This window comes from Kitasatospora sp. Xyl93 (assembly GCF_055383135.1).
The window spans coordinates 7,780,410-7,799,203 of the sequence record NZ_AP029185.1 but is presented as its reverse complement, the minus strand read 5'-3'; the positions used below and the strand labels follow the sequence as shown (position 1 = coordinate 7,799,203).

Here is an 18,794-nt window from a genome sequence, read left to right as displayed (position 1 = left end):
CCAACGCCTCAAGGACTATCTGCAGGCCCTCTTCGACCGCTACGCCTGACCCGCCCGGGCTTGCGGGGCGGCGGTGTCAGTGCACAGCCGCTCCCTGCCCCAGGGCAGGTGGGGATGAAGCCGCCGACTTGCCGGCAACGGCCGAAGGCCCCGCTGCTACGCGAACGGCTCCTCTGATCGCCGCCGGCCGCCGACCCCCGTGCGCGGGACCCAGCCTGCGGGGGTAAGGACGGGCTCCAACACCCGGGTCAGCGGCGAGTCGGCTGGGAACGCTCGATGCGGTCGAGGTCACCGGCGAGAAGGTCGCCGTGGCTGATGGTGAAGTCTCCGTTGAGCAGGACATCTCCCCCGCCGTAGTACCGGCCCATGACAGCGGTGGGCAGGAAGGAGCGCAGCCTGTGGCGCATGTCCTCGGGGTAGTCAACGGATTCGCCCCACCCGGAAGGAGCCTGGTCGGTGGAGAACAGGACCCAGTGATCCACGGGGACGGCGGCGTCGAGGTCCGGGGCTGCTCCCGTGTGGCAGTCCAGCGCGGGCACGGTCAAACGGTCGGGGTCGAGCGGCGCGTACCAGAACAGCAGGGGCTTGGCACGCTGTGCGTCAGCGTTGTCGAAGCAGCAGAGGACGATGGTGTGGTCGGCGAAGTGGGAGGCGTAGAAACGCATGAGGTCCGGATCGAGGTCCGGCCGCCGGTGTGACGGCACCTGCCGCAGTGCGGCGGGAATGGCGGTGGGGTCAGTGGCCAGGAGAACGGTGTAGACGTCGTGTTCGAAGATCTGGACGGTCTCTGGCTCCCGGCTCATCCACGTGATCTCGTCGACCGCCACCGCGGTGGGCCTAACGGCGGCAACCATGCGCTCGAGGACGTCCTTGCTGCGTCCGACGGAGAGGAAGTGCCCGGGGGTGAGCTGACGGGTCGGCACGTGCAGCAGCATGGCGTTCGGGCCGTCAGCGAGGTTGACGGCAGTGTTCTGGTAGCCCAGCACATGAAGGCGGCCGTGCAGCGGGTGGTGCTGCCGACCGCAGTACACGATCGTGCCGGAGAACGCGGCCTCACTGGTCGAGATGCACATGGTGGCAAGGTAGCCCCCGCGTGCACAGAGGAAGCCGGAGGGTCTGCGCAGCCCTCGCGCTCAGCCGCACGCAGAGCTACGTGGGGGTCCGGCGTGGAAATCGGATGCCCCGCGCCGGGCTGTTCGGGCAGGATGCGACCATGGACGACGCGGTGGGACTGACGGAGCGGGTGACGGCCGCGGCGCGAGTGGCGCAGGCCTCGCAGGCCGACGACGACTGGCACGCCTACTGGACGCTGGCCCGGCAGGCGGTCGAGGGGGACGGCGGGCAGGTCGCATGGCAGGCCGGGACGCGGCTGCTGCAATCACCCGACGCCCTGGAACGGATGGTGGGCTGCGACCTGCTGGGAACCGCGGCCGACGAGCACGAGCGCCTGCGCGCCGGGGCGGCGACCGCCCTGCTGGCACTCGCCGGGACGGAGACGGCGCCCCTCGCGTTGTCGTCCCTGGTCTGCGCCCTGGGCCGCACGCACGATGCGCGCGCCGTCACCGTACTCGTCGACCTCTCCCGCCACGAGGAGGCCGACCTGCGGTGCCACGTCGCCTCGCAGTTCGCCTCCGTCCACAGCTCACTGCCCGACGGGCCCGATGTCCGGGCACTGATCCGCCTCACCCGCGACCGGGACCCCGACGTCCGCAACTGGGCGGCCTTCACGCTGGGATCCCAACTGGACCAGGACACCACCGCCATCCGGGACGCGCTGTGGAGGTGCACCACCGACGAGTACGGCGAGGTCCGTGAGGAAGGCGCACGCGGCCTGGCCAGACGGCACGACCCCCGAGCCGTGCCGCTGATCGCGCACCTGCTGGGCACCGACAGCTGGTCCCACAACCTGACCCTGGACGCGGCGGCGATCCTGGGTGTCCCCGAACTCCTGCCGGCCCTGGCGGCCTGCCAACTCGACCCGCCCGAGACCGACCGGGCTCTGGCGGCCTGCGACCCGGCACGGCGGGCCCGCATCCAGGACGACGCCTGGAAGATCGTCCTGGAACTGGAACGCCTGCACCCGGACATCGACGCGGCGCTCAGCTCACCGCGCTACGCATCGGTGCACGAGCTGGAGATGACGGTGACCCGCCGACAGGCCCCCGACGCCCGCTACGAGGCGGCCGCCCTGCTCACCCGTGCCGATGGCGACCCCGCACGGGCGGCCGGCCTCGTGGCGGCCGACCTGTCCCGCCCCGCCGCCGCACTCTGACACCCCCGGCACGGCGCCCGTCACGACACGGGGCCGGCACGGCGCGGGCCGCGGCATCACGGGGCCACAGGGCCACGGGCGTCAGTGGTACTGGGCGATCTGGATGAGGTTGCCGCAGGTGTCGTCCAGGACCGCGGTGGTGACCGGCCCGAGGGCGAGGGGCTCCTGGGTGAAGCGCACGCCCAGGGCGCGCAGGCGCTCGTACTCGCCGTGCACGTCGTCCACGGCGAAGGAGGTGGCGGGGATGCCGTCGGCGGCGAGGGCGGCGACATAGGCCTTGGCGGCGGGGTGCTGGTCGGGCTCCAGGACCAGTTCGGTGCCGTCGGGCTGTTCGGGTGAGACGACGGTGAGCCAGCTGTGCCCGCCGAGCGGGACCTCGGTCTTCTTCACGAATCCCAGCACGTCGGTGTAGAAGCGCAGGGCCTTGTCCTGGTCGTCGACGAAGACACTGGCCAGGTTGATCCTCACGGGGCGTCCTTGGGTGGTTCGGGCCTGAGCCAGCGGGTCGCGATGCGCTCAAGCGGTTCGTTGTTCAGGTCGTGGAACTTGTAGCGGCCCTCGCGGCGCACCCGTACCAGGCCGGCCGCCTCCAGCACCGCCAGGTGCTGGCTGACGGCCTGCCGCGACAGGCCCAGCGCGTGCCGGGTGGTCAGCCGCACACAGATCTCGAACAGCGACTGGCCGCCACGCTGGGCCAGCTCGTCGAGGATCAGGCGGCGGGTGGGGTCCGCCAGCGCCTTCCAGACTCCATCGTCGGTCACCACTCCACCATAGGCAAGTCGAGACTTGCCTATCAAACGGAGGCGGAAGGCGGTCGCACGCCGCCCCGAGGGGCTGCTCCACATCAGCCGACCATCCTGCTGTCGGATCCGCCGCCCGGAGCCAACGGCGGCGGATGTTCCCGCCTGGCGCTACGGGCACTGGCCTCCGCCGGCCGCACGAGCACCTCCACTGCCCCGGCCGGAGCGCGGTCCAGTGTCCTCGCGAGCGTTCCCGCCGGCCGCCTACGCCGTGTCCGACCCCGCCTCCGCCTCCGCACAGCCGCACCCGGCAGCGGGGGCACGCTCTTGACCTCGGATCGGCCCCGCTTTCGAGGTGCTATCGGCCGGCCGCCCCAAGCCGCCGCATCCCGATCACCATTCTCGCCAGCGGTCGGTGATCTCGTGGCGGCCGAGGCCCTGCCGCTCGGTGAGCGCCGCGACGTCGACGCCGGCGGCGAGGAGGGAGTCGTCGATGTAGGCGCAGAGCAGTTCCCGCTCTTCGGTTTCGTAGGCGGCCTCGTCGTGGGCCTCATGGACGCGGTTGAGCTCCAGCACGACGCGCTCGACGACGCCGAGGACGTCGTCGTCGGCCGGGCTGCCGCCCAGCGCGGCCACGTCCGCCTCGAAGGCGGCGAGGGCGTCGTCGGTGACGCTCAGGAGGCTCGCGGGGAAGAGTGCGGCACTGTACGCGGACTCCGGGTCGAGCGTTCCCGCCGCCACCGCTGCGGCTTCTTCGGCAACGTGCGCACGCCAGACGTCGGTCGGTCTCTCAGGCATGAAGGCACTGTAGTCGCCGGGGTCGGACGGCGAAGCCGCGGGCTGCCCCCAGCCAGGGCCGCCGGCACCGGCGCCGCCCTCCTCCGGCCGAAGGTGACCAGCGAGGGGGCGGTGGGCGGCGGTGGGCAGCGGTAGGCGACGTGCCGACTGCGTCGCCTCGACCTGCTGCGCCTCGGCAATGCAGCACCGGCATCGGTGCGAACTCCCCGGCGACCCGGACCGGTCGGCAGGCCGCCCCGGTCCGGTCCGTCCTGCCGTCGCCGTTCTCCTCCTCCTGGCGAACGGCGGGCTGGTTCGAGGCACGGCCGCCGCCGTCGACCCCGCCTCCACCCCCGCTTCTCCGGGCAGGCACGGATCCTGCTCACACGGGAGGGGAGAGCTGTCCACGCACCCACTCGGGATCGGGGTGGGGGTGTGACTGGCCTGCCACGACAACGGTCGGCACGATCACGTCACCGTCGTCGGCTGCGCGCACCGCTGCCGCTCCTGCCGGGTCACGGCCGACCCCTGGGCGCGGGGCGTCAGTGCGGCGCGGCGCGCAGAGTGACGACGCGGTCGGGTCGCCCGAGGGCCTCCGAGCGGATGCCGGGCCCCGCCTCCCGCGTGCCTGCGGCCCGCAGGCGCCGGCGCCACCCCGGCGGGGCGAGCGCTTCGCGGTACCCGTCGCACCAACCGTCGCCGTCACCGACGAACAGGCACCGGTACGCGTAGCACCGGCCCTCGTGCCACCACTCGTGGCGCACCACGGGCATCCGCAGGACGCGCTCGAACCAGTCGGCCGCCAGCGCCGCCAGCACCTCGGGGGCGCCGCCGGCGTCCAGCGCCAGGGCGCTCGGCGGCTGCACGGGCCAGTAGAAGTTCTGGTGGGCGAGCCGGTCCCCGCGCACCGTGGAGCCGCTCAGGTGCACACCCACGCGCAGCGGCCACCCGAGCTCCCCGTCCCCGACCCCCGCGCACGCCACCAGCGAGGAGTCGTCCTCGGGCCGTCCCACCCAGCTCACGGCCGGCGCCACCCGCCACCCCCGGGCGCGCCCGCGCAGCACCGTCACGAAGGCCCGTTCGGCCTCGTCCAGTTCGGACTCGGTCTCCGGATCGTCACTCACGAACCACTGGTGCGCCGACACGCGGCCACTGTACGACCCGTACGGGAGCGCGCGGCCGGGCGCCTACCGTGGCCTACCGCGGCCTGCCGCCGCCTCCTTCGCCGACGCGCGTGCGCGGGCCGGCCCAAGCCAGGCCAGGTCAGCTCGCGGCGGGGACGCGCACGACGGCGTCCAGGGCCGGGGCGATGACGGCGAAGCAGTCCCGGGTCAGCACGGCGACGTCCACCGCACCACCGCCCGCGTCACCGCCCGCACCGCCGTCCGTGCCATCGGCCCCGGCGGCACTCCACCGCTGCAGCACCGTGTGGAAGGCCGCCAGCGCCATGTCCGCGGCCAGGCGCGGGTACAGCTCGCGCCCGGCGTCCAGACCCAGGCGCGTGGCGAGTTCCGCGGCGAGCTCGTCGCGCCACTGCGCCTGGCGCTCAAGGAAGCGGGCGAGCAGGGCGGGAGTGGAGAGGATCAGCCGCACGACCTTGCGGGCGCGCTCCTCGTGGCCGGCGCAGTCCTCCACGCAGCGCCACACCGCGTGCCGCAGCGCCACCGAGGGCGCCTCGTCGGCCGGACGGCGGGCGAGTTCCTCGCGCATGGCGGCGCCGAGCGCGGCCAGGAACTGGACGACCACGTCCTCCTTGGACGCGAAGTAGCGGAAGAACGTCCGCTTGGACACACCCGCGGCGGTGGCGATCTCGTCGACCGTCACGGCGTCGAACCCGCCGTCCGCCAGCAGGTCCAGGGCCGCCTGGGTCAGTTCGTCGGCCACCAGCTGGCGCTTGCGCTGGGCCAGCGTGGTCGCGGGTCGGGAGGTCACCGTCCCATCCTAGCCCCCACGCCATCCACGACATCAAACGTCAGCCTTGACACTTGGTGACATGCAAGGCACGGTGAGCCGTATGACCCCAAGCAACCGGACCTCCGACCCCGCCCCGGACCTCCGCGGACGGGTGTTCGTCGTCACCGGCGCCAGCAGCGGCCTCGGCCTGGCCACCACCGACGCCCTCGCCCGCCGCGGCGCCCACGTCGTCCTCGCCGTACGCGACGAGGCCAAGGGCCGCCGAGCCGCGGACCTCCTGACCACCACCCACCCCGCTGCCCGGCTGACTGTGCGCCCCCTCGACCTCGGCGACCCGGATTCCGTACACGCCTTCGCCACCGGCCTGCGCCAGGACGGCCCCGCCCCCGACGTCCTGATCAACAACGCCGGCGTCATGGCGCCCCCGCGCACCCTCACCCCGCACGGCCACGAACTGCAGTTCGCCGTCAACCACCTCGGCCACTTCGCCCTCACCGCCCACCTCCTCGACCTCCTCGCCCGTGGCCGCGACCCCCGCGTCGTCACCGTCACCTCCGCCAACCACCGCCGCGCCCGGCTCGACTTCGACGACCTCACCGGCGAACGCGCCTACTCCCCGATGGGCCACTACAACCAGTCCAAACTGGCCAACGCCGTCTTCGCCCTCGAACTGCACCGCCGCCTCCACGCCGCCCACAGCCCCGTACGCAGCGTGCTCGCCCACCCCGGCTACGCCGCCACCCGGCTGCCGCACACCGGCGCCGTCGGCCCCGTACGGCTGCTGTTCGGACACCTGCTGCGCCCCCTCGCCCAGCCACCCGCACGCGGAGCGCTGGCACAACTGCACGCGGCGACCGCACCCGAGGTCCGGGGCGGGGAGCTGTACGGACCCAGCGGCCCCGGCGAACTGCGCGGCGCACCCGCACGCACCTCCCCGGCCCGGCACGCACAGGACGAGGAGATCGGACGGCGGCTGTGGGAGGTGTCCCAGGAACTGACCGGAACGACCTTCACCATCCCGGACGCGACGCGCACCTGACCACCGCCCCTCCCCCGGCGCGGGGCAGTGAGGCGGCATCAGCACCACCGCCCGCAGACGGAGCCGGGTGGCCCGGGGCCGGCGGGAAATCCGGGTGCGCGGCGACGGGACGCTCTGCTACGACACCGGCATGGACGACGACACCGGTACCCACGCACCGACCGCCCCGGACACGATCGTGACGGCACGGCTGGTCCTGCACCCGCTCACCACGGCCCTGGCCCGACGCATCATGACCGCCGCCCCGGACGACCCGGGCCCGGACGGTTCAGTCCCGGACGACCCGGGCCCGGACGGGCCGTGGGCGCAGGGCTACCCGACGCCCGCGGACATCGCCGGCGCCCGCCGCTTCCTCGAGGTGTCCGCGCAGGACGGCGGCCAGGGCCCGTACGGCGCCTACGAGATCCGCCGCCGCGACGACGGACTCGCCATCGGCGGCGCCGGCTTCCACGGCCCCGCCGACGACGAGGGCACCGTCACCGTCGGCTACGGCCTCGTCCCCGCCGCCCGCGGCCACGGCTACGCCCGCGAGACCCTGCACGCCCTGCTCACCCACGCCCGGAACACCGGCGCCCGCCGCGTCCGCGGCGACACCGACCTGCACAACACCGCCTCCCGGCGCGTCATGACCGCCTGCGGAATGCGCCAGATCGCCGACGACGGACGCCTGGCCCACTACGAGACCACCTGGCACCTCATCCCCACCCCGGCCACCCCCCAGGCATAGTCGGCGTGTTCCGGTCACGGTGACGGCCCGTCCCCGCCGCGGGGACGGAAGGGGCCGGGCCGTCGGCTGCCGAGGCGGCGCCGTGAGCGGGTGGTCGGCCGCGCCCACGCCTCCAGCTCGTCGAACGCCGCGACGAACGACGGCAGCATCGGCTGGTACTCCTTGTCGATCCTCGCCGACCCATCGGTGTGAGTACCGCCGGGGACGTGGACGTACCGGTGCAGGGGCACGCGGGCCGTACGACTCGCCCACGCGGGAGTGGCCCAGTTCGACCAGACGGTGATCGCCAACCTGGCCGCCGGGCTCCCGGCCCCCGAGCTGCCTCACCCGCCGCGAGACGGACGTCCCGCGCGTCATCGCGGCGGGTGCCACGAACAAGGAGACAGCCTCCCGCCGCTACCTCGGCGAGGGGCCGTCAAGACCACATATCCCGCGTGCTGAGCAGGCTGGGCCTGCGCGACCGCACCCAGGCCGCGCTCTACGCCAGGGACAACGGCCTCATCCGACCTGCTCACGAAGCCGCCGTACCCGGCGCCGAGGAGATCGCAGACGTCGCGGGGTCGCCGGCACCGGGCGGCGGTCAGGGCCGGAACTGCCGGCGGTAGGTCAAGGGGCTGACGCCCATCGCCTTCCGGAAGTGGTGGCGAAAGGCCGCGAAGGTCAGGACCACCCGGTCGGCCACCGTCTCGACCGGGTGGTCCGCGGATTCCAGCAGCGGCGCCGGCCCGGATCCGCTGGATCGTGATCCAGCGTGCCGGCGGCAGGCCGGTCGAGTCGGCGAACGAGCGCTCGAACTGACGGACCGACAGGTGCGTGACGCCGGCCAGTTCGTCGACGGTGAGCCGCCGGTGAAGGTTCTCCAGCGCGTGCCGCACGGCGCTCCCGATCGGGTCGCCGGACGGCGCCCTGCCCACCGGGTGCTCCACGAACTGGGCCTGGCCGCCCTCTCGGTTCCGTCCAGGGAATTGGCGGACGGGTTCCACCATTCCATGGCGAACGGACGGATCCAGCCGTGTCGGACGGTGGCGGGCGATCTCCGCCACCGTCCGGATCCGGCCGTGGGCACAGGTCGCCGAGACATACCGGGCGTTCCCATGGGGATCATGCGCAGGCAGGCACCACCTTGATCGATCTGACGCCGGTAGCGTGCGCCGTCTCGACCGCTCCGCTCGCCCGTCGGATCCGCAACTCGCCGTCGACCGTGGTGTTCAGGAGCGTCCCGCAGATTCGGGCGTCGTCCGTACGCACTACCTGGACAAGGGGCCCGGTCGGAGAGTCCCGCGGCCAGAACCAGATGAATCCGGCAGCCAGGGCCAGGGAACCGAGGGAGATCAGCGAGAGCCTTACGCCGGTCTTGAGATCGTTCACAGCCGTTGAGATGTAGTCCCGCCGGTTGTCGAACCACTTCTTCAGCAGTTCGTCATTGCTGATGTCGACATCGATGGGCCACCCGTAGGCGGCCCGATAGGACTTCATGACGGCCACGACCGCGCAGCCGATGGCGGCGGCCGCGGCAAAGCCGGCCAGAGCGCGGGGTTCATCGGGCAGACCGGTGAAGGAGTCCTTGCCGACCACAACGCCGGAGAGGCTGAAGAGCCCGATCAGCGCGGTGATGCCCGCGATCCACTTCTCCGCCGACGTGCGTAGCCGCTTCTCCTCGGTGGCCGCCATCTCCTTTGCCGCGCGGGCTGCCGTGAGCAACGAGTCATCGAGGGCGGCGACCACTTCCTGCTGCCCGGGAACACTCCTGTCGAGCATGATGCTGACGAGCCACCAGCGACCGCATGTGCGCATGTTCTGGGGCGGTGTCGATCCGTCCGGGTGCGGCTCGCTGCAGGCGCATTCGCAGATCCTGGTCATGCGCGCGGCCGGCGGCGGTGGGGGTGCCGATCCTCCGGCGGCCACGGCCAGGCGGTCCAGTGCACGACCCTCGACCTGCTGTGCGGTGTCATGACCGCAGCTCGGGCAAGGCCCTTTGATGCGGAGGATCTCTCCTTCATCCGACCTGACCACCGTCCACATGACCAGTTCCGTGTCAGTGACCGGATACTGCCCCGGTTCGTAAGCCGGACTGATGGGCGTCATGGTCCAAGTGTGTGGCCCTCCGGACAGGCACGCGCGGCGGCCTACCCAGGCCACCCTCTGCCAGGAATGCGCGGCATATCCGTCGGATCTAGGATTCGGACGAGGAGAAGGGCGGGCGACATGTGGGAGGACACCGCGGACTATTCGACGGTCGCCGGCCCGCGTTGGGCGGTTGAGGCCCTTCTTGAGTTCTGGCACGAACTGGAGACGCCGCGGCGATTCGAGGTCAGTCATCCTCGCTTCGTCGACCTCAGCCGGATCTCCGAGCGGACCACCCAACGCTTCAACGATTCGCACAGTCCCGCGATCGCCGTCGCCCGACACCGGCCCGGTGTCGGCGTCCAGGCCACCGCTCGACTGCAGGCCGAAATGATGATCTCGCCTTGGTGGCGCTATCCCATGCCCCCGTACCCTGCCGAGACCGGTTTGCCACTGCTGTGGGAACCCGGTTTCCAGTTCCGGGCCGCCCACGGCGGGGGCGGCATCCCGGACCCCTTCGATCCGGCGAAGCTGCTCGCCCTCAGGGAGAGCGCACCGACCATCGCCGACCACCGAAAGGCCGCAGGGCGCACGGTCGCAGTGCTCGACACAGGCATCCGGGGGGTGGGCGGAACGATGCTCGACTTCCTCGACTGCGACGTGCACGGACCGCAGCTCGTGGCAGCAGATGATCCACATGGGCACGGAACCGCCGTGGCGAAGATCATCGAGACCATTCGGGGCAACGCGGTGATCAACCCCGTCCGGGTGCTGGACCATCGGGCCGAAGCCAAGTCGTACGAGGTACTGGCCGCCCTGATGTACACCCTGTTCTGCGGCGAGTACGACCTCGTCAACGCGAGCTTGACCACCCCGGTCTTCGGTTCCTCCGAGACCGCGTTGGGCCGGACCATCGACTTCACCCTGCTCGCCTGTCACGCCAATGGCGTCAGCCCGGTCCCGGTTTTGGTCGCCGCCGCAGGCAATACAAGGGGAAAGGCCAGCGGATATCCGGCGCGTGTGAGTGAGGCCGTTGTCGTTCTCGCAAAGGATGAGCAGGGCCGGCCGGCCAGGTACAACTCCACGCCGCCCGAGCAGGCGATCACTGAATGGGCGTACGGCGGAAGCACTACCGACAGTCTCGGTGACCTGAACTCCTTGACCGGCCTGACGGGCGCGGGGGCGCAACTCTGGGGCACCTCGTTCGCCGCCGCGGTCGTCTCGGGGGCGTATCTCCCATGAGTGAAGCGCAGCAGGTCCTGGTTCAGGGCGGACAGGGCGGCTGTGACACGTCGCCGACACGAGCCGAAGTTGCGGTGGCACCGTGACTCCACGATGCTGAAAAAGCTGTGCTGGCGCGGCACACGAGGCCGGGTGGCTCTGCTGCTTTCCCTCCTCGAAGGCGTGACGCCTTAACAGCTGGAGGAACCTTGGCACATTCCCATTCTTCTGAGCGCCACAGCGGTCAGCGCCTGATGGCGGGTGCTTCCCATCACTGGTCTTCGGGAGTCGGCGCGGGTGCGGAACTGTCGAGTTCCCAGAAGCGGACGCAGTTGGCCGGAGGGCCGAGAAGACCGTCGGCACGGTGGAGTCCACCGGTGCGTACCGCCGCAGCCGCCCTTACAGCCGGTATGGTCGCCCTCGCCACGACCGCGTGTGGTGCCGGCGGATCGTCGTCCGGCGGCCACACGTCGACGGCTGCGGCCACGGCGCCCCCGACGGCCACGGTGACGACGGTTCCGTCCAGTGCAGCCGTCACCCCGACCGCATCGGGTCCAGGGTCGGCTTCGCCCTCCGCTCCGACAACCGGCGCGCAGTACCTGAGCGAGGCCGAGCCGCTGTCCACCTCCTACGGAGTCGAAACCGGTCCGGTCGCCGTGAACGGCAGGAACTATGCACGCAGCGTCTCGCTCCGCACAGATCGCAGCTCCATTCCGACCAACGAGGCCGAGTACAACCTCGAACGCTCATGGCAGAGCTTCCACGCCACGATCGGCGTTCGCGACGACTCTCCCACTGATGCGGTCCTGACGTTCGAGGTCCTTGTCGACGGCAGGTCAGCCGCCCGAGCGGTTCTCCGTCTCGGGCAGTCCCAGGATCTGAATCTCGGTGTCAGTGACGCCCTGCGCCTGAAGATCGCAGTCACATACACCGCGACGGCGGATACTTCCACTTACTGCTACGGCGCGTGGGGCGACGCCAGGCTGGAAACATGACCTCCAGCCTTTGGTCAGTCACACGGAAATCACCCCGGGCGGGACAAGCATGAACAAGATGATCGGAACAGGGCTGGCTCTCTCCAGCCTCGTGCTGGGCGCATGGAGCGGACCGACCGCTAAACCATATTCCGCCGACCTGTCGGCACCACCGGGTCCGCCGACGACGAGCGGCAGTAGCGGTATTCAGGACGAAAGGCTCTCAGTCAGCGAGTCCTGTGCTTGGTACAACACAACGAGCCAGATCGCTCAAGAGGTATTCGTCATGCAGTACGACGACGAGTCGTTCACTCTCGCATACCACTTGGGAGACTTCTGTCGAAGCAATCCGGAGACCGGGCTCGGACCGGCGGTGGAGGAAGTCCTCGGACACACCGGCGGGACTGCCCCACCTGCCTCGCCGCGCACCGTGGACACCACGCCACTCACGGACGAGAGCAAGTGCTCGGACCTCAACGCGACCGTCGAAGCCGCTTTGGATGAAAAGCTTCACGCGTACCTGGGATCGAAGGCACAGGACGGCTATCCCGCTCTCCATCACACCCCCACTCTCCTGAACTACTGCAGCGACGATCCACGAGCCACGTTGGGCGATGCTTCGCGCACGGTGGAGCGAAATCCCAACCAGTACGGCGGCAGATGACGGGCCGAACGGCCGTACCCCTCGGCGGGCGGCCGGGCCCCGGCCAAGGACCCGGCCCCGGCCCCGGCCCCGGCCCCCATGGGGAGGCTGATGCGGTTCGGCGTCCTCCCGGTGGGCGGTCGTCGAGCCCTTGGCCTGCAGCACCCAGGCCAGACGGCGGTCTTCCAGGCGAGATCCTCGCCGACCTGCGGAACAACGACCCGCGCGTGGCGCGCCGGATCCTCCGCGGCTACCTCGACCACCTGGAGACACACGAGCAACCGGCCGAACGCCTGTGCGCGGCCGGCGTGCCGGTCTGGATCGTGCACGCCGAGAAGGGCGACGGAGACCTCACCCCCGACGAGCGGCGCACCCTGAACGCCTGTCCACGGGCGACCCTCGTCACGATCCCCGGCACCAGCTTCTTCCTCCCCAACGAGGAACCACGGCGCATCGCGGAGATCATCGCGGAAGCCCTGACACACACCGGACCGGCCCCCCGCTGAGACGGGCAGCCGTTCCCGACGACCACCGCGACCGCACCACCGGCCCCGCCGGGATCCAGGACCCGGCAACGCGAGCGCCGGCGCCCGTCCCTGGTCGGGGGCCGGTCGCCGGTTCCCCCACGCGGGGGACGCGGCGGGCAGTAGGATCAGCGGCGTTGCATCTCGTACACACCGCTGGTAGGAGGCTTTTCATGGCTCAGGTCACGCTGAAGGGGAACCCGGTTCAGATCGGTGGCGCACTGCCCGCCGCCGGGACCCAGGCGCCGGCGTTCACGCTCGTCGGCGAGGGGCTCGCGGACGTGTCGCTGAACGACTTCGCGGGCCGACGCAAGGTCCTGAACATCTTCCCGAGCATCGACACCCCGACCTGCGCGACCTCGGTGCGCACGTTCAACGCCAAGGCCGGCTCGCTGGACAACACCGTCGTGCTGTGCGTGTCGGCCGACCTGCCGTTCGCCCAGGCCCGGTTCTGCGGCTCCGAGGGCCTGGAGAACGTCAAGACCCTCTCCACCCTGCGCGGCCGGGACTTCCACGACGTCTACGGCGTGGCGATCGCCGACGGCCCGCTGGCCGGACTCACCGCCCGCGCGGTCGTCGTCCTGGACGAGAACGACACCGTCCTGCACACCGAGCTCGTCGCGGAGATCGCCGACGAGCCCGACTACGAGGCCGCGCTCGCCGTCCTCAACTGACCGCCTTCCGCGGCCCGCCCCCACGCCCCGCCCACCTGGCAAAAGGCGACAAGGCGACAAGAGGGGGCGGGCCGTTCCCCATCCCGGCCCCCGGGGACCCCACGCACCGGCACCCGCCCCCATCGTGCCGGCACTCCCGCCCCGGCTCACGGGGCCAGCGCGCCACCGGGGCCGAGGGCGAGTCCGGTGAAGCGCTCCGCGATGAGCCGGTGGGCTTCCGGGGAGGGGTGGAGGCCGTCGGGGAGCGGGTGGGCGTCGTGGTCGGACTCGCCGTAGAGGGCCAGGCCGTCCAGGTGGTGCAGGTGCTCGTCGCCGTCCGCCCGGCGGTCGGCGACGATGCGCGCGAGTTCGGCGCGGATGACGGTGAGGGTGAGCCGTCCGGCGGCGACCTCGGCCGGGTCACCAGTGGCGCGGAAGCGCAGGGTGCCGGTGCTGAAGTCGGGGGCGAGCGGGCCCGGTACCGTTTCGTGCAGCGGACACAGCAGCGGGGAGACGACCAGCAGCGGCGTAGTCGGGTGGCCGTCCCGGACGGTGTCCAGGAAGCCGTGGACGGCCGGGGTGAAGGCGCGCAGCCGCATCAGGTCGCTGTTCACCACGTTGATGCCGAGCTTGAGGCTGATCAGGTCCGCGGGGGTGTCGCGGATGGTGCGCGCGGTGAAGGGGTCGAGCAGGGCGCCGCCGCCGAAGCCGAGGTTGGTGAGGTCCAGGCCCGCCGCGTTGGCCGCCAGGGCCGGCCAGGTGCCGGTGGGGTGGGCGGCGTTGGAGCCGTGGCTGATCGAACTGCCGTGGTGCAGCCAGCGCTTGCGGGTGCCGGCCGGGATCGGCTCGATCGGGGCGTCGGTGTCCAGGGCGATCAGTTCGGTGGTCTCGGTGTGCGGGAGCCAGATCTCGACGGTCTTGTCCCGCTCCGGCAGTCCGGTGAACCGGGCGCTGCCGGGCGGCCCTTCGGTCAGTTCGACGCGTCCGCTGGCGAGGTCGACGGTGCGCAGGTTGCCGCCGGGGACGCCGCTCTGCGCGGTGAGGCGGCCGTCCACCAGGAGCTCGTAGACGCCGTCCGGGACGTTCGGGACGCCCCGGTAGGCGCGCTTGGTGGGGACGGCGTGCAGCGTGACGGTGGTGGCGCGGGTGCGGAAGGCCAGCCGGACGCCGGAGGGCTGGGACTCGGCCATCGCGAGCTGCTCGTCCGGGATCCGTCGGCGGGCGCCGGCGGGCAGGCGGTGCGGCAGCAGGCCGCGGCGGGTGTGCTCGACGTCGAGGTGGCCGTGGAGGAGGTCCTCGGTGACGGGGGTGGTGATCGTCGTCATGATGCTTCTTCGGGTCGTCGTACGACATGGGTCGTCGTACGAAATGGTCGAGTCATACAGGGCGCGCGGGGGCCGGTCAGCCGGCCGTACGGGCTCCGCCCGCGCGCAGCAGGGCGTCGAGGGAGTCGATGATCCAGTCCCAGGACTGCCGCGGGTCCACGGCGGTGTGGCTGAAGCCGCCGGCCGCCTCCAGGCTGATGTAGCCGTGGAAGACGCTGCCGAGCAGGCGCACCGCGTGGGTCTGTTCGGGTTCGGTCAGGTCGTAGCCGCGCAGGATCGCCCTGGTCATCTGGGCGTGCCGGACACCCGCGCTGGCGGCGGCCGTCTCGGCGTCCAGGCGCAGGCGGGTGGCGTCGTAGCGGCCGGGGTGGCGGGCGGCGTAGTCGCGGTAGGCGTCCGCGAAGGCGGCGAGCGCGTCGCGGCCCGCCCGGCCGGCGAGGGCGTCGGCGACGAGGTCGGCGAGTTCTTCCAGGGCGTGGAGGGCGATCCGGGTCCTGAGGTCCTGGGAGCCCTTGAGGTGGGAGTAGAGGCTCGCCGTCTGCACGCCGAAGCGGCGGGCGAGCGCGGCGACGGTCACCTGGTCGAAGCCGACCTCGTCGGCGAGTTCGGCACCCGCGACGACCAGGCGTTCGACGGTCAGCCCTGCCCTTGCCATGTGCGTTCTCCCGTACGGTCGCGTCGGCTGTCTACGGCCAGTATGGGATTTCCTATATGGATTAGGCAAATGGCGAACAGCCCACGCCTCCCGGGTGGCCGCTTCCCGCAGGGACCACGTTCCGTGACCCAAGGCCATCCTGAGCGAATCGGGGTGGCCTCGTGCGCCCCGAATACCGGATGATCGGCCCACGGGGTACGGACCGGGACGCGGCGCAGCGCCGTACGGGGGTACCGGCAGCGAGAAGCCAGGGGGGCTCACGATGGAAACGGCGCGCACACTCGTCCTGGTGGCGGCCACGGTCACCTGCGGACTGACCGCGGGACTGTTCTACGGCTACTCGTGCTCGGTCATGCCGGCGCTCGCGCGGGTCGAGGACCGGACCTTCGTCGAGGTCATGCAGCGCGTCAACGTGGCGATCCTGAACGGCTGGTTCGCCCTCGGTTTCGTCGGCGCCCTGCTCGCCACCGCGGCCGCGGTCGCCCTGCACCTGCCCTCCGACGGGCACGACGTCCTGCCCGCGACCATCGCCGCGCTGGTGCTGTACGTCGCGGTGATCGGCGTCACCCGCGCGGTCAACATCCCGCTGAACGACGAGCTCCAAGCCGCCGGTGAGGCCCGGCGGATCGCCGACCCGGCCGCGGTGCGCGCCCGGTTCGAGGCGCGCTGGGTGCGCTTCAACGTGCTGCGCGCCCTGCTGTCGACGGGCGCCCTGGCGTGCCTCGCCTGGGCGCTCGTCCTCAACGGGCGCAGCTGACCGGGCCGGTTCGGCCCGGTCGGCGGAGCGAAGGCGACCGGGCTCAGCCGCAGAGGGTGGCGAAGCCGTACCCGCGCGCCTTGAGCGTGGAGATGATCGCCGGCAGGGCCGCCACCGTCTGGCTGCGGTCGCCGCCCCCGTCGTGCAGCAGGATCACCGAGCCGGGGCGGACCTTGTCGAGCACCCGAGACCGGATCGCGGCGGTGCCGGGTCGGGACCAGTCCGCCGGGTCCACCGACCAGAGCACGACCTGCTTGCCGAGCGCCGCAGCCTTCGAGCGCACTGTGCTGTTGACCGCGCCGTACGGCGGGCGCAGGCAGGTCGGGGTACGGCCGGTCTGGGCGCGGATGGCCCTGTCGGTGTCGGCCACCTGCGCGTTGAGCGCGGAGGCGGAGAGCTTGCGCAGGTCCGGGTGGGACCAGGAGTGGTTCTGCACGCTGTGGCCCTGCTTGGCGACCTGCGCGGTCAGCCAGGGGTGGGCGGCGACGTTCTGCCCGATCTCGAAGAAGGTCGCCCGCACCCCGTACCGGGCGAGCGCCGCCAGGACCTTGGGCGTGTGGGCGGGGCTGGGGCCGTCGTCGAAGGTCAGGTAGACCACCTTGCCGCCCCTGACGCCGGCCGCCTCCGCCTCGGCCGCCGGGAGGGCGACCGCCGCGCCCGAGGCCAGGGCGACGACGAGTGCGCCGATCGCGGTCCGGAGCCTGCCAACTGCCATGCGCCTGACGGGTCGTACGGACATGCCTGCCCCCTGCGGTCGGAACTCCCGTGCACCGGCCAGTCTGCTCCCGACGGCCCGTCCACCGCGACCCGCCGTCGGTCGCGAGCGAACGGAACCGGCCAGTCGGGCACCGGGTGCCGGGTGCCGGGGGCCGGGTGCCGAGGGCGGGGCCCGGGAGAGGATCGTTCGACCCGGCCCGCCGCGGGCGTGGTCGGCGAAGTCCGGTGGCGGCGAGCGGGCGCGGCAGCGCGGCCCGCGCCCCCGCTCCCCGTATCTCCCTGGACGCCCGGCCCGAGCGGCCGGAACGGTGTGGCGGGCGACGGCGCGGGGCGTTATGCTCCCGGCGATGACCACTCACGCTGATCACAGAATGGGGGTCCCGTCCGCGAAGAGTGAGTGCTGATGCCCACTCACCCCGCGCACGGGAACGACTCCCGCCTCTCCTTCTGGCGGCGCGTACGCGAGTACGCCGTGCCGCCCTCCATGATCGAAACCGCCACCGCCCGCCGGCTGACCGGCGACTGGGCCGGGGCCTGCGCCGCCGCCAACGTCGAGGTCGACTTCCGCCTGCGGGACGTCGCCCGCGTCCACGGCCGGGAGCTCGCCGACCTGGTCCGGGCCGATCTCCGCTGCCTCGCACCGGAGTTGCTGCGCTGGCACCTTCCCAGGTCCGCCCCCGACGGACTGCTGCGGCCCGGCCTCACCGTGCCGCTGGCCCGCTACCCGGGTGCGCCGCCGGTCGTCCTGGTGGTCCGCACCCCGCCCGCCTGGGCGGAGTACGGGCAGCGGGTCGGCCTGGCGCTCTGGGACGGCTCGGAAGGCGACGGCCGCTCGCCGCACCCGCATCCGCGCCCCAGCCGGCGGTTCCGCTTCGACCTGCACCGGCACCTCTGGGACGCCGGGCGCAGCACGGAGCTGGCCGTCCGGGCCGGCGCGGGCGCTCCCCCAACGGGCTTGCCCGGCGCGGTGCTTGGCGATCCCACGCTGCGCTGCGCGGTCGACCGCTGGGCCGCCGAGGCCGAGTTGCTGCGGCGCGCCGACGCGCTACCCGCCGGGCCCGTCGTGGTGCGGCTCGGGCGTCGTCGGCGACTGCTGCTCGGACCGAACGGGACGACGGCCGAGGCCTCCGGGGGCACCTCGGGGCTGCCGCTGCTACCCGACGCCGCGACCTGGGTGCCACCCGACGTCGACCTGCTCCGCGGCGGTGCGGTCGAGGCCGACCGGCTGCATCCGCTGGTGGCCGCCGCGTTGGCGCCCGGCCACGGCCCCGACCGGTCCGCGTGGACCGGTGACGCGCGTCCGGCCGAGCGGACGGTGGACTGCCGGGGGGCGCGGCACCGGATCGGGCTGGTCGACGGGGTACTCGCCCCGCTCGACCACGACCCGGCCGAGCTGCGCCGCGAGGAACTGCTGGCCGCCCTGTCCGGTACCCCGCTGCCCTGCCTGCGGGCGATCGACCGGGCCCACCGGAGCCCGAACCAACTGGCCGGGGTGCGCGAGCGGTTGGACCACGGCGACACCGCCGGGGCACTGGCCGTGGTCGAGGCCCTGCTCGGCCCGGAGGCGGTGCTGCGCGAGGGACCGCTGCGGGACGAGCTGGCGGCGGCGGCCGAACGGCGGATCGCCTACGGCCTCTACCGCGCGGGCCTGACCGGGCCCGAGCTCGTCAACTACCCCTTGCCGACCGTGCGCTCCAGCTCGCGCCCGGCCGACGCCGCCTTCCGTCCGCGCCCGCGCCACCCGTCGTTCCGGGCCCGACCGCGCCTCGCCTCCCACGGCTGACCGCGGCGC

The 18,794-nt window shown here is 72.3% G+C and carries 22 protein-coding genes and 1 pseudogene; 11 read left to right on the top strand and 12 right to left on the bottom strand.

What is annotated here, in order from left to right; all coding sequences use genetic code 11:
- Nucleotides 1–248: 248 nt before the first annotated feature.
- Nucleotides 249–1,073 carry a hypothetical protein gene (locus ACZ5GH_RS33905; RefSeq protein WP_464336212.1) on the bottom strand — a complete coding sequence of 275 codons (825 nt, stop codon included), beginning with the start codon at nt 1,071–1,073 and terminating at the stop codon, nt 249–251.
- Nucleotides 1,074–1,213: 140 nt separating this feature from the next.
- Here ACZ5GH_RS33905 and ACZ5GH_RS33900 point away from each other — a divergent pair, with 140 nt between their 5' ends.
- Nucleotides 1,214–2,272, top strand: a complete 1,059-nt coding sequence (locus ACZ5GH_RS33900) for a HEAT repeat domain-containing protein (RefSeq protein WP_464336211.1) — start codon at nt 1,214–1,216, stop codon at nt 2,270–2,272.
- 81 nt (nt 2,273–2,353) lie between these two features.
- On the opposite strand, the gene ACZ5GH_RS33895 is transcribed toward ACZ5GH_RS33900, so the two are convergent.
- The 6 genes and pseudogenes from ACZ5GH_RS33895 to ACZ5GH_RS33870 form a co-directional block, all read right to left on the bottom strand.
- Entirely contained in the window at nt 2,354–2,740 is a 387-nt protein-coding gene (locus tag ACZ5GH_RS33895) for a VOC family protein (protein ID WP_387757189.1), read from the bottom strand.
- Nucleotides 2,737–3,033: an ArsR/SmtB family transcription factor gene (locus ACZ5GH_RS33890; RefSeq protein WP_401103856.1), complete on the bottom strand. Its 297-nt coding sequence runs from the start codon at nt 3,031–3,033 to the stop codon at nt 2,737–2,739. Before ACZ5GH_RS33890 ends, ACZ5GH_RS33895 begins: the two co-directional genes overlap by 4 nt.
- Nucleotides 3,034–3,405: 372 nt before the next feature.
- Nucleotides 3,406–3,810: a hypothetical protein gene (locus ACZ5GH_RS33885; RefSeq protein WP_387757187.1), complete on the bottom strand. Its 405-nt coding sequence runs from the start codon at nt 3,808–3,810 to the stop codon at nt 3,406–3,408.
- Between the two features lie 361 nt (nt 3,811–4,171).
- Nucleotides 4,172–4,315 (bottom strand): annotated as a pseudogene (locus ACZ5GH_RS33880) (glutaredoxin domain-containing protein); the annotation flags it as partial.
- Between the two features lie 16 nt (nt 4,316–4,331).
- Nucleotides 4,332–4,934, bottom strand: coding sequence for a hypothetical protein (locus ACZ5GH_RS33875; protein ID WP_464336952.1), 603 nt, complete (start codon nt 4,932–4,934; stop codon nt 4,332–4,334).
- Between the two features lie 118 nt (nt 4,935–5,052).
- Nucleotides 5,053–5,721: a TetR family transcriptional regulator gene (locus tag ACZ5GH_RS33870; protein WP_464336210.1), complete on the bottom strand. Its 669-nt coding sequence runs from the start codon at nt 5,719–5,721 to the stop codon at nt 5,053–5,055.
- 82 nt (nt 5,722–5,803) lie between these two features.
- Here ACZ5GH_RS33870 and ACZ5GH_RS33865 point away from each other — a divergent pair, with 82 nt between their 5' ends.
- Nucleotides 5,804–6,742, top strand: coding sequence for an oxidoreductase (locus tag ACZ5GH_RS33865; protein WP_464336209.1), 939 nt, complete (start codon nt 5,804–5,806; stop codon nt 6,740–6,742).
- Between the two features lie 94 nt (nt 6,743–6,836).
- The gene (locus ACZ5GH_RS33860) at nt 6,837–7,469 is read left to right on the top strand and encodes a GNAT family N-acetyltransferase (RefSeq protein ID WP_464336208.1); all 633 of its coding nucleotides are present in this window, start codon (nt 6,837–6,839) and stop codon (nt 7,467–7,469) included.
- A 14-nt stretch (nt 7,470–7,483) separates the two neighbouring features.
- Here the strand turns inward: ACZ5GH_RS33860 and ACZ5GH_RS33855 are convergent, their stop codons facing one another.
- A complete protein-coding gene (locus ACZ5GH_RS33855) occupies nt 7,484–7,699 on the bottom strand; it encodes a hypothetical protein (protein ID WP_464336207.1) in 216 nt (71 codons plus the stop codon).
- A 204-nt stretch (nt 7,700–7,903) separates the two neighbouring features.
- On the opposite strand from ACZ5GH_RS33855, the gene ACZ5GH_RS33850 reads away from it, so the two are divergent.
- Entirely contained in the window at nt 7,904–8,074 is a 171-nt protein-coding gene (locus tag ACZ5GH_RS33850; RefSeq protein WP_464336206.1) for a hypothetical protein, read from the top strand.
- Between the two features lie 496 nt (nt 8,075–8,570).
- Here ACZ5GH_RS33850 and ACZ5GH_RS33845 read toward each other — a convergent pair whose 3' ends face one another.
- Complete coding sequence (locus tag ACZ5GH_RS33845) at nt 8,571–9,554, bottom strand: hypothetical protein (protein WP_387757177.1); 984 nt, start codon at nt 9,552–9,554, stop codon at nt 8,571–8,573.
- Nucleotides 9,555–9,674: 120 nt separating this feature from the next.
- Between ACZ5GH_RS33845 and ACZ5GH_RS33840 the strand changes: the two genes are divergently transcribed.
- The 5 genes from ACZ5GH_RS33840 to tpx all read left to right on the top strand — a co-directional run bounded on the left by ACZ5GH_RS33840 (nt 9,675) and on the right by tpx (nt 13,569).
- The gene (locus ACZ5GH_RS33840; RefSeq protein WP_464336205.1) at nt 9,675–10,775 is read left to right on the top strand and encodes a S8/S53 family peptidase; all 1,101 of its coding nucleotides are present in this window, start codon (nt 9,675–9,677) and stop codon (nt 10,773–10,775) included.
- Between the two features lie 356 nt (nt 10,776–11,131).
- Nucleotides 11,132–11,749, top strand: a complete 618-nt coding sequence (locus ACZ5GH_RS33835; protein ID WP_464336204.1) for an NPCBM/NEW2 domain-containing protein — start codon at nt 11,132–11,134, stop codon at nt 11,747–11,749.
- 49 nt (nt 11,750–11,798) lie between these two features.
- Nucleotides 11,799–12,392 carry a hypothetical protein gene (locus tag ACZ5GH_RS33830; RefSeq protein WP_464336203.1) on the top strand — a complete coding sequence of 198 codons (594 nt, stop codon included), beginning with the start codon at nt 11,799–11,801 and terminating at the stop codon, nt 12,390–12,392.
- Nucleotides 12,393–12,598: 206 nt separating this feature from the next.
- Complete coding sequence (locus ACZ5GH_RS33825; RefSeq protein ID WP_387757169.1) at nt 12,599–12,877, top strand: alpha/beta fold hydrolase; 279 nt, start codon at nt 12,599–12,601, stop codon at nt 12,875–12,877.
- A gap of 191 nt (nt 12,878–13,068) precedes the next feature.
- Nucleotides 13,069–13,569 carry a thiol peroxidase gene (gene tpx / locus ACZ5GH_RS33820; RefSeq protein WP_387757167.1) on the top strand — a complete coding sequence of 167 codons (501 nt, stop codon included), beginning with the start codon at nt 13,069–13,071 and terminating at the stop codon, nt 13,567–13,569.
- Nucleotides 13,570–13,715: 146 nt separating this feature from the next.
- Here the strand turns inward: tpx and ACZ5GH_RS33815 are convergent, their stop codons facing one another.
- Both ACZ5GH_RS33815 and ACZ5GH_RS33810 read right to left on the bottom strand, forming a co-directional pair.
- Nucleotides 13,716–14,873, bottom strand: a complete 1,158-nt coding sequence (locus tag ACZ5GH_RS33815) for a GDSL-type esterase/lipase family protein (RefSeq protein WP_464336202.1) — start codon at nt 14,871–14,873, stop codon at nt 13,716–13,718.
- A 76-nt stretch (nt 14,874–14,949) separates the two neighbouring features.
- On the bottom strand, nt 14,950–15,528 hold the full coding sequence (locus ACZ5GH_RS33810) for a TetR/AcrR family transcriptional regulator (RefSeq protein WP_387757160.1): 579 nt from the start codon (nt 15,526–15,528) through the stop codon (nt 14,950–14,952).
- A gap of 262 nt (nt 15,529–15,790) precedes the next feature.
- Between ACZ5GH_RS33810 and ACZ5GH_RS33805 the strand changes: the two genes are divergently transcribed.
- On the top strand, nt 15,791–16,285 hold the full coding sequence (locus tag ACZ5GH_RS33805) for an anthrone oxygenase family protein (protein WP_464336201.1): 495 nt from the start codon (nt 15,791–15,793) through the stop codon (nt 16,283–16,285).
- Between the two features lie 43 nt (nt 16,286–16,328).
- Here the strand turns inward: ACZ5GH_RS33805 and ACZ5GH_RS33800 are convergent, their stop codons facing one another.
- A complete protein-coding gene (locus ACZ5GH_RS33800) occupies nt 16,329–17,000 on the bottom strand; it encodes a polysaccharide deacetylase family protein (protein ID WP_464336200.1) in 672 nt (223 codons plus the stop codon).
- Nucleotides 17,001–17,405: 405 nt separating this feature from the next.
- Here ACZ5GH_RS33800 and ACZ5GH_RS33795 point away from each other — a divergent pair, with 405 nt between their 5' ends.
- Nucleotides 17,406–18,785, top strand: coding sequence for a hypothetical protein (locus tag ACZ5GH_RS33795; RefSeq protein WP_464336199.1), 1,380 nt, complete (start codon nt 17,406–17,408; stop codon nt 18,783–18,785).
- The last annotated feature ends 9 nt before the right edge of the window (nt 18,786–18,794 follow it).

What these genes read in the sequence shown, in the direction of transcription:
- ACZ5GH_RS33905 (WP_464336212.1), bottom strand. Translation starts at nt 1,073, where the DNA reads ATGTGCATCTCGACCAGTGAGGCCGCGTTCTCCGGCACGATCGTGTAC.
- ACZ5GH_RS33900 (WP_464336211.1), top strand. Translation starts at nt 1,214, where the DNA reads ATGGACGACGCGGTGGGACTGACGGAGCGGGTGACGGCCGCGGCGCGA.
- ACZ5GH_RS33885 (WP_387757187.1), bottom strand. Translation starts at nt 3,810, where the DNA reads ATGCCTGAGAGACCGACCGACGTCTGGCGTGCGCACGTTGCCGAAGAA.
- ACZ5GH_RS33865 (WP_464336209.1), top strand. Translation starts at nt 5,804, where the DNA reads ATGACCCCAAGCAACCGGACCTCCGACCCCGCCCCGGACCTCCGCGGA.
- ACZ5GH_RS33845 (WP_387757177.1), bottom strand. Translation starts at nt 9,554, where the DNA reads ATGACGCCCATCAGTCCGGCTTACGAACCGGGGCAGTATCCGGTCACT.
- ACZ5GH_RS33840 (WP_464336205.1), top strand. Translation starts at nt 9,675, where the DNA reads ATGTGGGAGGACACCGCGGACTATTCGACGGTCGCCGGCCCGCGTTGG.
- ACZ5GH_RS33830 (WP_464336203.1), top strand. Translation starts at nt 11,799, where the DNA reads ATGAACAAGATGATCGGAACAGGGCTGGCTCTCTCCAGCCTCGTGCTG.
- tpx (WP_387757167.1), top strand. Translation starts at nt 13,069, where the DNA reads ATGGCTCAGGTCACGCTGAAGGGGAACCCGGTTCAGATCGGTGGCGCA.
- ACZ5GH_RS33815 (WP_464336202.1), bottom strand. Translation starts at nt 14,873, where the DNA reads ATGACGACGATCACCACCCCCGTCACCGAGGACCTCCTCCACGGCCAC.
- ACZ5GH_RS33810 (WP_387757160.1), bottom strand. Translation starts at nt 15,528, where the DNA reads ATGGCAAGGGCAGGGCTGACCGTCGAACGCCTGGTCGTCGCGGGTGCC.
- ACZ5GH_RS33805 (WP_464336201.1), top strand. Translation starts at nt 15,791, where the DNA reads ATGGAAACGGCGCGCACACTCGTCCTGGTGGCGGCCACGGTCACCTGC.
- ACZ5GH_RS33800 (WP_464336200.1), bottom strand. Translation starts at nt 17,000, where the DNA reads ATGGCAGTTGGCAGGCTCCGGACCGCGATCGGCGCACTCGTCGTCGCC.
- ACZ5GH_RS33795 (WP_464336199.1), top strand. Translation starts at nt 17,406, where the DNA reads ATGCCCACTCACCCCGCGCACGGGAACGACTCCCGCCTCTCCTTCTGG.